Below are 12,702 nucleotides of genomic sequence, written 5' to 3' on the forward strand. Positions count from 1 at the left end.
TAGGGAATTTAGCATCGTAAAAAAAGAGCGCGCCAGTTTTGTTAACGATATGTGTAATAGAAATGGCCGATGACGTGGGGGCGATTTTGGCCAGAAATATAATAATTTCTACTGAAAATCGGACTGTTATAAGGTGATAAAGTGAGGATTAGGGAGTGGTGTTGATGAATATCTGGCACGTTGTACTAAAAAAAGATGTTTTGCTTTGACAATCCCCTGCGCATTTGCGAAAACATCAAAGGAAGAAAAAACAGTGTTTCGCGCGTGATGCAAACTCATGCACGTGAATGCCATTTTTTACCGGGCTAGTGAAATCTACACATGGCGTGGACAGGCGCCATTCGTGATGTCGATAGCTGCCTTTGGCAACGGTCTTCTTCATATTGCCTCGGCAGCGCCGTAACGCGACGGGCAAAGACTCTGAACAGTGAAGTGCACAGGGTCAAGACAGGAGTAGGGAAGGAATACAGAGAGACAATAATAATGGTAGATAGCAAGAAGCGCCCAGGCAAAGATCTCGACCGCATTGATCGTAATATTCTGAACGAATTGCAAAAAGATGGGCGTATTTCGAACGTCGAGCTTTCTAAACGAGTGGGACTTTCCCCGACGCCGTGCCTTGAGCGTGTGCGCAGGCTGGAAAGACAAGGATTTATCCAGGGCTATACCGCGCTGCTAAATCCGCATTATCTGGATGCATCACTTCTGGTATTTGTTGAGATTACTCTGAATCGTGGCGCGCCCGATGTGTTTGAACAATTCAATACTGCTGTGCAAAAACTTGAAGAAATTCAAGAGTGCCATCTGGTTTCAGGTGACTTTGACTACCTGTTGAAGACGCGTGTGCCGGATATGTCGGCTTACCGCAAGCTGTTAGGGGAAACCCTGCTGCGTCTGCCGGGCGTGAACGACACCCGCACATATGTGGTGATGGAAGAAGTTAAACAGAGCAATCGTCTGGTAATTAAGACGCGCTAATACGGAACAGGTGCACAATCGCTGTTTTTTGATTACACTCCTGTTAATCCATACAGCAACAGTGCCGGGGAGCCCCGGCGCTGTTGTCCGTTTTAGCATCAAGGACCTGGAGAGCCTGTCTTGAGCCAGGAATACACCGAAGACAAAGAAGTCACACTGACCAAGCTTAGCAGCGGGCGCCGACTCCTGGAGGCGTTGCTGATTCTCGTTTCACTGTCTGCCGTCTGGTTGATGGCCGCGCTCTTAAGTTTTAACCCGTCTGATCCTAGCTGGTCGCAAACGGCCTGGCATGAACCTATCCATAATCTGGGCGGAGTGCCCGGTGCATGGCTTGCCGATACGCTGTTTTTTATTTTTGGCATTATGGCTTACACCATTCCGGTGATCATCATTGGCGGTTGCTGGTTTGCTTACCGTCACCGCGCCAGTGAAGATTACATCGATTACTTTGCCGTATCGCTGCGCATGATTGGTGCGCTGGCGTTGATCCTGACCTCTTGTGGTCTGGCCGCAATTAATGCTGATGATATCTGGTATTTCGCCTCCGGTGGGGTGATTGGTAGCCTGCTGAGTACGACACTGCAACCTCTGCTGCGCAGCAGTGGTGGTACGCTCGCGCTGCTCTGCATTTGGGCCGCGGGGTTAACCTTATTTACTGGCTGGTCTTGGGTCACCATCGCTGAGAAAATTGGCAGTGTCATCCTCAATATTCTGACCTTCGCCAGTAATCGCACTCGTCGCGATGACACATGGGTTGATGATGATGAATACGAAGACGACGAAGAGTACGAAGAGGAAAAACCGCGTGAGTCGCGTCGTGCTCGTATTCTTCGTGGGGCGCTGGAACGTCGTAAGCGAGTGGCTGAAAAATTCGCCAACCCGATGGGGCGTAAAACTGACGAAGCGCTGTTCTCCGGTAAGCGGATGGACGATGAGGAAGAAGAGATCGCATACAGCGCGAGCGGTGTGCCAGCGGATGCTGACGACGTCCTGTTCTCCGGGCATCGTGCTACTGAAGCTGAGCATGAATACGATCCATTGCTAAACGGGCACAGCGTTACTGAACCCGTTGTGGCCGCTGCAACAGCGACCACCGCAGCTGTGCAGGCGTATGCAGCACCTGCTGATCCTTATGTTCCGGCTATGCAGCAAAATGTTGAATGGCCATATGCACAGGCACCTGCCACTGAGGTGCCACAGCAAGCGCCTTATCAGCCAGATCAGTATGCCGACGCTGCTCAGACGGTCCCGTCTCATTCTCCTCAGCATACGCTCCCCGAGTGGCAGCAACCTGTCGCAGAAGAGGTGTGGACGCCTGATGCGCCGGTACCGCCGGAAGAAGAGGTTTATGCTCAGCAGGCGCCGTTGCCTTGGCAAAGCGAATCGCAAGTCGCACCGGCTCCGGAACAGAAAGTCACGCCTGAACCTGAACCGGTCGTTGAAGAAGTAAAACAGACTCGTCCGCCGCTTTACTACTTTGAAGAAGTGGAAGAGAAGCGTGCGCGTGAGCGCGAACAACTTGCCGCCTGGTATCAGCCAATCCCTGAGCCTGCTGTTGAGGAACCCGCGACAAAACCTGCCGTTTTCTCTGCGCCATCGGCCGCAGCATTTGATCCATCCGTTGCTCCTGTCGCGGCGGGTGTACAACAATCTACGGGCCATGTCACGGCCGCAGCTGCAGCTGTGGCGCCAGTCTTTAGTCTGGCCTCTGGTGGTGCGCCGCGTCCGCAAGTTAAAGAGGGGATTGGTCCGCAATTGCCGCGTCCGAACCGCGTTCGTGTTCCGACGCGCCGCGAGCTGGCGTCTTACGGTATCAAATTACCTTCCCAGCGTATGGCAGCAGAGCGCGCCCGCGAGGAAGAAGTGCGTCAGCATGATGATGACGAAGCTGATATGCTGCAACAGAACGAACTGGCTCGCCAGTTTGCTGCTACACAGCAAGATCGCTATGGAAATGAATTCCAGCACGAAGCACCACCGTTCCATTCGCAGCGCCCGGTAATCAGCGACGAAGAAGCGGAAGAAGCTGAGCTGGCCAGCCAGTTCGCAGCCTCTCAGCAACAGCGCTATTCGGGGGACCAACCAGCAGGTGCCCATGCGTTTACGCCTGAAGATTTTGCGTTTTCACCGATGAAAACGCTGGTTGATGATGGTCCGCACGAACCGTTGTTCACGCCAGGCGTGATGCCAGAGTCAGTGCCGCCAGTACAGCAGCCGCATCATCAACAACCGACGCCGCCGCAATACCAGCAGCCAGCACAGTCGCACTATCAGCCACAGGTTCAACAGGCAGTTCAGCAGCCCGCTATGGCGCAGCAACGGCATCAGGCTGCACCACAGCCGCAAGAGAGTTTGATCCATCCGCTGTTGATGCGTAATGGTGATAGCCGACCGGTGCAGAAACCGACTACGCCGCTGCCATCACTGGATCTGTTGACGCAACCGCCAGCGGAAGTTGAACCTGTTGATACCTTTGCGCTTGAGCAAATGGCGCGCCTGGTCGAAGCGCGTCTGGCCGATTTCCGCATCAAAGCCGATGTAGTGAATTATTCGCCGGGGCCGGTGATTACCCGCTTTGAGTTGAATCTGGCACCTGGGGTGAAAGCCGCGCGTATTTCCAACCTGTCTCGTGATCTGGCGCGTTCGCTTTCCACCGTTGCCGTACGCGTGGTGGAAGTGATCCCCGGCAAACCATATGTTGGCCTGGAATTACCGAACAAGAAACGTCAGACCGTCTATCTGCGTGAAGTACTGGATTGCGTGAAATTCCGGGAAAGCCCTTCGCCGCTGACCGTGGTGCTGGGTAAAGATATCGCCGGCGATCCGGTGATTGCCGATCTGGCGAAAATGCCGCACCTGCTGGTTGCCGGGACAACTGGCTCTGGTAAGTCGGTGGGCGTGAACGCCATGATCCTCAGCATGCTGTATAAAGCGACGCCGGAAGAGGTGCGCTTTATTATGATCGACCCGAAAATGCTGGAACTTTCGGTATATGAAGGCATCCCCCATCTGCTGACCGAAGTGGTTACCGATATGAAAGATGCCGCCAATGCGTTGCGCTGGAGCGTCAACGAAATGGAACGTCGCTACAAACTGATGTCAGCGCTCGGTGTGCGTAATCTGGCGGGTTACAACGAGAAGATCGCTGAAGCAGCGCGTATGGGCCGTCCAATTCCGGATCCGTACTGGAAGCCTGGCGACAGTATGGATGCGCAGCATCCGGTGCTGGAAAAACTGCCATATATTGTGGTGATGGTGGATGAGTTCGCCGACCTGATGATGACCGTCGGCAAGAAAGTGGAAGAACTGATTGCGCGTCTGGCGCAGAAAGCGCGCGCAGCGGGTATTCACCTGGTGCTGGCGACACAGCGTCCGTCGGTCGACGTTATCACCGGGTTGATTAAAGCGAACATTCCGACGCGCATCGCTTTTACCGTATCGAGTAAGATTGATTCGCGTACTATCCTCGATCAGGGTGGTGCTGAATCGCTGCTTGGGATGGGGGATATGCTTTACTCCGGTCCAAACTCCACCTCTGCACCCGTACGTGTACACGGTGCATTCGTACGTGACCAGGAAGTCCATGCCGTGGTGCAGGACTGGAAAGCGCGTGGTCGCCCGCAGTATGTCGATGGTATTACGTCAGAGAGCGAAAGCGAAGGTGGCGCAGGCGGAGGTTTTGATGGTGCTGAAGAGCTGGATCCGTTATTTGATCAGGCCGTTAACTTCGTAACTGAAAAACGCAAGGCCTCTATTTCCGGCGTTCAGCGCCAGTTTCGCATCGGCTATAATCGCGCGGCACGTATTATCGAGCAGATGGAAGTGCAGGGAATTGTCAGCGAGCAAGGACACAACGGTAACCGTGAGGTGCTGGCCCCTCCGCCGTTCGAATGATTGCAAAGCCATGTAAATAAGTAAAAATTCAGTCTTTTCTTCTGTCTCTCTTTGCATTCGGTGCTTAGAGTGACAGAAGTATTCTCCCGTGTCGGGAGTGACGTATTTGAGGAATAACGATGAAAAAAATCGCTGTGGCGTGTGCGTTAATGGGCAGCTTGCTGGCCAGTAACGTATGGGCAGATGCTTCCAGTGACCTGAAAAGCCGTCTTGATAAAGTTAGCAGTTTCCATGCCAGCTTCACTCAAAAAGTGACGGATGGCAGCGGTGCTGCGGTACAGGAAGGTCAGGGGGATTTGTGGGTCAAGCGCCCGAATTTGTTCAACTGGCATATGACCCAGCCGGACGAAAGTGTGCTGGTTTCTGACGGGAAAACCCTGTGGTTCTACAATCCGTTTGTGGAACAGGCTACGGCGACCTGGCTGAAAGATGCCACCGGCAATACACCGTTTATGCTGATTGCCCGTAATCAGGCCAGCGACTGGCAGCAGTACAATATAGAGCAAAAGGGCGATGACTTTGTTCTGACGCCGAAAAGTAACAACGGTAACCTGAAGCAATTCACTATCAATGTTGGGCGCGATGGCACCATTCATCAGTTCAGTGCAATTGAACAGGACGATCAGCGCAGCAGCTATCAATTGAAATCACAGCAAAATGGCGCGATCGATCCTGCTAAATTCACCTTTACCCCGCCGAAGGGCGTAACGGTTGACGATCAGCGTAAGTAAGAGGCGCGGATGAGCAATATGTCGCTCGATTTCTCCGACAATGCGTTTCAACCTCTGGCCGCCCGTATGCGGCCAGAAAATTTAGCGCAGTACATAGGCCAACAGCACCTTCTGGCGGCGGGTAAACCTTTGCCCAGAGCCATTGAGGCTGGGCATCTGCACTCGATGATCCTCTGGGGACCGCCGGGTACGGGGAAAACGACGCTGGCGGAAGTAATTGCCCGTTATGCGAACGCTGATGTTGAACGCATTTCTGCGGTAACGTCTGGCGTGAAAGAGATCCGTGAAGCCATCGAACGCGCGCGGCAGAATCGCAATGCCGGGCGGCGTACCATTCTGTTTGTTGACGAAGTTCACCGCTTTAACAAAAGCCAGCAGGACGCGTTTTTGCCGCATATTGAAGATGGCACCATCACCTTTATCGGCGCAACAACGGAAAATCCCTCTTTTGAACTCAACTCAGCGTTGCTCTCCCGTGCACGTGTTTATCTGTTGAAGTCTCTCACGACTGCAGACATTGAGCAGGTATTGACACAGGCGATGGAAGATAAAGCCCGTGGTTATGGCGGTCAGGATATCGTTTTGCCCGATGACACCCGACGGGCAATTGCCGAACTGGTGGGTGGCGATGCCCGACGGGCGCTCAACACGCTGGAAATGATGGCAGATATGGCAGAGCTGGATGCGACCGGCAAACGTGTGTTGAAAACGACTTTGTTGACCGAAATTGCTGGCGAACGCAGTGCGCGCTTTGATAACAAAGGCGACCGTTTTTACGATTTAATCTCCGCATTGCATAAATCGGTACGCGGTAGTGCACCGGATGCCGCACTTTACTGGTATGCACGTATTATCACTGCCGGAGGCGATCCGCTGTATGTGGCCCGTCGCTGTCTGGCGATTGCTTCGGAAGATGTCGGCAACGCCGATCCGCGTGCCATGCAGGTGGCCATCTCCGCCTGGGATTGTTTTACACGCGTTGGCCCGGCCGAAGGCGAGCGCGCAATTGCGCAGGCAATTGTTTACCTTGCCTGTGCGCCGAAGAGTAACGCGGTGTATACGGCGTTTAAAGCGGCACTTGCAGACGCACGCGATCGTCCGGATTTCGATGTGCCTGTACACCTGCGTAACGCACCAACGAAATTGATGAAAGAGATGGGATACGGCCAGGAGTATCGTTATGCACATGACGAACCCAATGCCTACGCCGCTGGTGAGGAGTATTTCCCACAGGAATTAGCACAAACGCGTTATTATCACCCCACCAACAGAGGTCTTGAGGGCAAGATTGGCGAAAAGCTCGCCTGGCTGGCCGAACAGGATCATAAAAGCCCTATAAAACGCTATCGCTAGTGCAGGCGTTGCGGTAAGGTTATCGCTGTACATTATATCGATCGCAGGCAGCGATCGACTTCTTCTTTTTACAATACAACAAGCACAGGAAAAGCATGCTCGATCCCAATCTGCTGCGTACCGAGCCAGACGCAGTCGCTGAAAAACTGGCACGCCGGGGCTTTAAGCTGGATGTAGACAAATTACGCGCGCTCGAAGAGCGTCGTAAAGTTTTGCAGGTTAATACTGAGAACCTGCAAGCAGAGCGTAACTCACGATCGAAATCCATTGGCCAGGCGAAAGCACGCGGGGAAGACATTGAGCCATTACGCCTGGAAGTGAACAAACTCGGTGAAGAACTTGACGCAGCGAAAGCCGAGCTGGAAACCCTGCTGGCCGAGATCCGTGAGATTGCGCTGACTATCCCGAACCTGCCTGACGACTGTGTCCCGACCGGGCGCGATGAGAACGATAACGTCGAAATCAGCCGTTGGGGCACACCGCGCCAATTTGATTTTGAAATCCGCGATCATGTTACGCTGGGTGAAATGCACAGCGGTCTGGATTTTGCTGCCGCAGTAAAACTGACCGGCTCCCGTTTCGTGGTGATGAAAGGGCAAATCGCCCGTATGCATCGCGCGCTTGCACAGTTCATGCTCGATCTGCATACCGAGCAGCATGGCTACGCAGAAAACTACGTACCGTATCTGGTCAACCACGACACGTTGTATGGCACCGGCCAGTTGCCGAAATTTGCTGGCGATCTGTTTCACACGCGTCCACTGGAAGAAGAATCTGACAGCAGCAACTATGCGTTGATCCCGACGGCTGAAGTGCCGCTGACCAACCTGGTACGCGATGAGATCATCGACGAAGATGATCTGCCGATCAAAATGACCGCTCACACACCGTGCTTCCGTTCCGAAGCGGGGTCTTATGGTCGTGATACCCGTGGTTTGATTCGTATGCACCAGTTCGACAAAGTGGAAATGGTGCAGATTGTTCGTCCGGAAGAGTCAATGGACGCGCTGGAAGAGATGACCGGTCACGCGGAGAAAGTGTTGCAGTTGCTCGGTCTGCCGTACCGCAAAATCCTGCTCTGTACTGGTGATATGGGCTTTGGCGCATGCAAAACCTATGATCTGGAAGTATGGGTTCCGGCGCAGAATACTTACCGTGAAATTTCTTCCTGTTCTAACGTATGGGATTTCCAGGCGCGTCGCATGCAGGCACGCTGCCGCAGCAAGTCCGACAAGAAAACCCGTCTGGTGCATACGCTGAATGGTTCTGGCTTAGCTGTTGGCCGTACGCTGGTTGCTGTGCTGGAAAACTATCAGCTGGCCGATGGTCGTATCGAAGTTCCTGAGGTACTGCGTCCGTATATGAACGGTCTTGAGTTCATCGGTTAAACACTTCTTAAATGTTTCCTGAAAAGCGCCTGTTGGCGCTTTTTTTACGTCCTTGCTTGATACCAAACAATAATTATCCCCTTCCAAAGTAGTAGTACTCAAATGGCATAGTCAGTACAAAATTCTGATAATAAGCAGTTTCGCTATATAAATACATATATATCGGTTTTTCTTTGTGAGCAATCAAAGTGAGTCGTTATGAACATGAAAATGCCTGATGAGTTGCTGGATACTGAGGTTAGCCGTCGTGGGTTTATGAAAACCACGGCACTCGGTGGTCTGGCGGTTGCAAGTAGCACTTTCGCCTTGCCTTTTACCCGACTGGCATCCGCAGCGGATGCGATTATCCCGGCGCAGGAAAAAGTGGTGTGGAGTGCCTGTACCGTGAACTGTGGTAGCCGGTGCCCGCTGCGTATGCATGTGGTAGATGGCGAAATTAAATATGTCGAAACCGACAATACCGGTGATGACAACTATGATGGATTGCACCAGGTGCGCGCATGTCTTCGTGGTCGCTCAATGCGCCGCCGCGTCTATAACCCGGATCGCCTTAAGTATCCAATGAAACGCGTGGGTAAACGGGGTGAGGGTAAATTCGAGCGCATCAGCTGGCAGGAGGCATTCGATACCATTACCAGCAATATGCAGCGTCTGATTAAAGAATACGGTAACGAATCTATCTATCTGAATTATGGCACGGGTACGCTGGGGGGGACGCTGACGCGCTCATGGCCGCCAGGCAAGACACTCATTGCCCGCCTGATGAACTGCTGCGGGGGATACCTTAATCAATATGGAGACTACTCTAGCGCCCAAATCGCCGCCGGGCTGAATTATACCTACGGGGGATGGGCTGATGGCAACAGTCCGTCGGATATTGAAAATAGCCAGTTGGTGGTGATGTTCGGTAACAACCCTGGGGAAACCCGCATGAGTGGTGGCGGTGTAACGTACTACGTTGAGCAGGCACGGCAAAAATCGAATGCCCGCATGATCATTATCGATCCGCGTTACACAGATACTGGCGCCGGGCGTGAAGATGAGTGGATCCCAATCCGCCCGGGTACGGATGCTGCGCTGGTGTCAGCACTGGCCTGGGTGATGATCACGGAAAACCTTGTTGATCAGGCTTTCCTCGATAAATACTGTGTTGGCTACGATGAAAAAACGTTACCCGCAGATGCGCCAGCCAACGGACACTATAAGGCGTACATTCTGGGCCAGGGCAATGATGGCATTGCTAAGACGCCGGAGTGGGCATCGGTTATTACTGGGATCCCCCAGGCGCGTATTATTATGCTGGCTCGTGAAATTGCCAGCACCAAACCGGCGTTTATCTCCCAGGGTTGGGGGCCGCAACGCCATGCGAATGGCGAGTTGGTGTCGCGTGCAATTGCCATGCTGGCGATTTTGACCGGCAATGTTGGGCTCAACGGTGGCAATAGCGGCGCACGTGAAGGCTCATATGAGCTGCCGTTTGTACGCATGCCGACGCTGGAAAATCCGGTGCAGACCAGTATCTCGATGTTTTTGTGGACCGATGCCATTGAGCGTGGCCCGGAGATGACGGCCACGCGCGACGGGGTACGCGGCAAAGATAAGCTGGATGTGCCGATCAAGATGATCTGGAACTATGCCGGTAACTGCCTGATTAACCAGCATTCACAGATCAACCGTACCCATGACATCTTGCAAGATGATAAGAAGTGCGAGCTGATCGTGGTGATTGATTGCCACATGACCTCTTCCGCGAAATATGCCGACATTCTGCTTCCGGATTGTACCGCCTCGGAACAGATGGATTTCGCTCTGGACGCCTCCTGCGGCAACATGTCGTACGTCATTTTTGCCGATCAGGTAATTAAACCACGCTTTGAATGCAAAACGATCTATGAAATGACCAGCGAACTGGCTAAGCGTATGGGCGTGGAACAACAGTTCACCGAAGGCCGTTCACAAGAGGAGTGGATGCGTTATCTCTACGAACAATCTCGCCAGGCAATCCCTGGCATGCCCACTTTCGATGCATTCCGCAAACAGGGCATGTTCAAACAGCGCGATCCGGCCGGTCACCATGTGGCTTATAAGGCCTTTCGTGACGATCCACAAAAAAATCCGCTCACTACACCATCAGGAAAAATCGAGATCTACTCAGCGCAGCTGGCGGCCATTGCGGCGAGTTGGGAGTTGGACAAAGAGGATGTTATCGATCCGCTACCGGTGTACAGCGCTGGTTTTGAAAATTACGACGCTCCGCTCAGCAAAACCTATCCACTGCAACTCACCGGTTTTCACTACAAAGCCCGAACCCACTCTACCTACGGCAACGTTGATGTGCTGAATGCGGCTTGCCGTCAGGAGATGTGGATTAACCCGATAGATGCACAACTCCGTGGGATCAGCAACGGTGACCGCGTACGTATCTTTAACGACCGGGGTGAAGCTCAAATCGAAGCGAAAGTAACGCCGCGCATGATACCCGGTGTGGTCGCGCTGGGTGAAGGCGCCTGGTACAACCCGGATGCCCGGCGTGTCGATCAGGCAGGATCTATAAATGTGCTGACTACGCAACGACCCTCTCCGCTGGCGAAAGGCAACCCGTCGCATACAAACCTTGTCCAGGTCGAAAAGGCGTAAGGAGTAAGTGATGACTACGCAGTATGGATTTTTTATTGATTCAAGCCGTTGCACCGGGTGTAAAACCTGTGAACTGGCCTGTAAAGACTACAAAAACTTAACTCCCGACATTAACTTTCGCCGCATTTATGAATATGCAGGTGGCGACTGGCAACAGGATAACGGCGTCTGGCATCAGAATGTGTTTGCCTATTATTTGTCGATTGCCTGCAACCACTGTGAAGATCCGGCATGTACCAAAGTATGTCCTAGCGGCGCTATGCACAAGAGAGAGGATGGCTTTGTGGTGGTGGACGAAGATGTCTGCATCGGCTGCCGCTACTGCCATATGGCCTGCCCGTATGGCGCACCGCAGTACAATGCACAGAAAGGACATATGACCAAGTGCGATGGTTGCTATGAACGCGTTGCTGACGGGAAAAAGCCAGTTTGTGTGGAATCTTGCCCATTACGGGCGCTCGACTTCGGCCCCATCGAAGAGCTGCGGCAGAAACATGGCCAACTGGCGGCTGTCGCGCCGCTACCCGCAGCGCATTTCACGAAACCATGTATCGTAATTAAACCCAATGCTAATAGCCGCCCGACAGGGGACACCACCGGTTATCTGGCGAATCCGCAGGAGGTGTGAGATGGGAAGTGGATGGTATGAGTGGCCGCTGATGATCTTCACGGTCTTCGGGCAGTGTGTCGCTGGTGGGTTTATTGTCCTGGCGTTGGCTTTACTGAAAGGCAATCTGCCGGTTGACCAGCAACGGCGCGCAGTACGGAGTATGTTTGGCTTATGGGTGTTCATGGGCGTGGCTTTTGTTGCCTCGACTCTGCACCTCGGCTCACCGTTGCGCGCCTTTAACGCACTTAACCGTGTGGGCGCATCGGCGTTAAGCAATGAAATTGCCAGCGGTGCCATTTTCTTTATTGTTGGCGGTGTGGGCTGGTTGCTGTCAGTGCTGGATAAGTTAACTGCAGGGTTACGCAGCCTGTGGTTGATCGTGACGATGGTGCTGGGTGTGGTATTTGTGTGGATGATGGCACACGTCTATAACAGCATTGATACCGTACCAACCTGGTACAGCATCTGGACCTCACTGGGTTTCTTCCTGACAATGCTTATCGGTGGGCCACTGCTGGGTTACTTGCTATTACGTTGTGCGGGCGTTGATGGATGGGCGATGCGTTTATTGCCTGCTATCTCACTATTGGCGTTGGCGCTCAGTGCCATGGTTGCACTGATGCAGGGGACGGAACTGGCGACGATTCATAGCTCGATTCAGCAGGCTTCTGAGCTGGTTCCGGCATACGGTTCGCTGATGGCATGGCGGGTAGCGCTACTACTGATTGCGCTGGCATGCTGGGTTATTCCGCAACTGAAAGGGTACCAGCCTGCTTTGCCGCTGCTGTCGCTGGCATTTGTCCTGGTGCTGGCAGGCGAGCTTATTGGGCGCGGCGTGTTCTATGGATTGCATATGACAGTAGGTATGGCTATTGCCAGCTAATATGTTAATGGGTTATACCCGGCCGGGCGAAATGCCCGGCTTTTTAATTTTCTTTCATGAAATTTTTCTACTGATCTCTGTGCTATTTTTGCGCCTTAGTATAATAAAAACAAACAGATAAATATTATCTGAAATACGTTGAATCGATGCGGGATAAGTTTTTCAAATCGACAACGCACAATTCATACCAGCACGCGAATTCTGTGGATTGACTTTGCTTTTGCCAGT

The 12,702-nt window shown here is 52.9% G+C and carries 8 protein-coding genes; all 8 read left to right on the forward strand.

Features of this window, described 5'->3' with window-relative positions; translation table 11 throughout:
• Window positions 1–483: 483 nt before the first annotated feature.
• The 8 genes from lrp (at window position 484) to BM427_RS03735 (ending at window position 12,474) form a co-directional block, all read left to right on the forward strand.
• Entirely contained in the window at window positions 484–978 is a 495-nt protein-coding gene (gene lrp / locus BM427_RS03700; protein WP_000228473.1) for a leucine-responsive transcriptional regulator Lrp, read from the forward strand.
• 120 nt (window positions 979–1,098) lie between these two features.
• The gene (locus tag BM427_RS03705) at window positions 1,099–4,872 is read left to right on the forward strand and encodes a DNA translocase FtsK 4TM domain-containing protein (protein ID WP_090119311.1); all 3,774 of its coding nucleotides are present in this window, start codon (window positions 1,099–1,101) and stop codon (window positions 4,870–4,872) included.
• Window positions 4,873–4,991: 119 nt separating this feature from the next.
• On the forward strand, window positions 4,992–5,603 hold the full coding sequence (gene lolA, locus BM427_RS03710; RefSeq protein ID WP_090119313.1) for an outer membrane lipoprotein periplasmic chaperone LolA: 612 nt from the start codon (window positions 4,992–4,994) through the stop codon (window positions 5,601–5,603).
• 9 nt (window positions 5,604–5,612) lie between these two features.
• On the forward strand, window positions 5,613–6,956 hold the full coding sequence (gene rarA / locus BM427_RS03715) for a replication-associated recombination protein RarA (protein WP_090119314.1): 1,344 nt from the start codon (window positions 5,613–5,615) through the stop codon (window positions 6,954–6,956).
• A 95-nt stretch (window positions 6,957–7,051) separates the two neighbouring features.
• The gene (gene serS, locus BM427_RS03720) at window positions 7,052–8,344 is read left to right on the forward strand and encodes a serine--tRNA ligase (protein ID WP_090119316.1); all 1,293 of its coding nucleotides are present in this window, start codon (window positions 7,052–7,054) and stop codon (window positions 8,342–8,344) included.
• A gap of 198 nt (window positions 8,345–8,542) precedes the next feature.
• Window positions 8,543–10,981 carry a dimethylsulfoxide reductase subunit A gene (dmsA, locus tag BM427_RS03725; protein WP_090119318.1) on the forward strand — a complete coding sequence of 813 codons (2,439 nt, stop codon included), beginning with the start codon at window positions 8,543–8,545 and terminating at the stop codon, window positions 10,979–10,981.
• Between the two features lie 10 nt (window positions 10,982–10,991).
• Window positions 10,992–11,609 (forward strand): DMSO/selenate family reductase complex B subunit, encoded by a 618-nt coding sequence (locus BM427_RS03730; protein ID WP_090119320.1) that lies wholly within the window; start codon window positions 10,992–10,994, stop codon window positions 11,607–11,609.
• 1 nt (window position 11,610) lies between these two features.
• On the forward strand, window positions 11,611–12,474 hold the full coding sequence (locus tag BM427_RS03735; RefSeq protein WP_090119322.1) for a dimethyl sulfoxide reductase anchor subunit family protein: 864 nt from the start codon (window positions 11,611–11,613) through the stop codon (window positions 12,472–12,474).
• Window positions 12,475–12,702 lie beyond the last annotated feature (228 nt).

This window comes from Kosakonia arachidis (assembly GCF_900116535.1).
Taxonomy (GTDB): Bacteria; Pseudomonadota; Gammaproteobacteria; order Enterobacterales; family Enterobacteriaceae; genus Kosakonia; species Kosakonia arachidis.

Bases quoted from the DNA above. Each gene is read 5' to 3' on its own strand.
- lrp (WP_000228473.1), top strand. From the start codon at position 484: ATGGTAGATAGCAAGAAGCGCCCAGGCAAAGATCTCGACCGCATTGAT.
- lolA (WP_090119313.1), top strand. From the start codon at position 4,992: ATGAAAAAAATCGCTGTGGCGTGTGCGTTAATGGGCAGCTTGCTGGCC.
- rarA (WP_090119314.1), top strand. From the start codon at position 5,613: ATGAGCAATATGTCGCTCGATTTCTCCGACAATGCGTTTCAACCTCTG.
- serS (WP_090119316.1), top strand. From the start codon at position 7,052: ATGCTCGATCCCAATCTGCTGCGTACCGAGCCAGACGCAGTCGCTGAA.
- dmsA (WP_090119318.1), top strand. From the start codon at position 8,543: ATGAACATGAAAATGCCTGATGAGTTGCTGGATACTGAGGTTAGCCGT.
- BM427_RS03730 (WP_090119320.1), top strand. From the start codon at position 10,992: ATGACTACGCAGTATGGATTTTTTATTGATTCAAGCCGTTGCACCGGG.
- BM427_RS03735 (WP_090119322.1), top strand. From the start codon at position 11,611: ATGGGAAGTGGATGGTATGAGTGGCCGCTGATGATCTTCACGGTCTTC.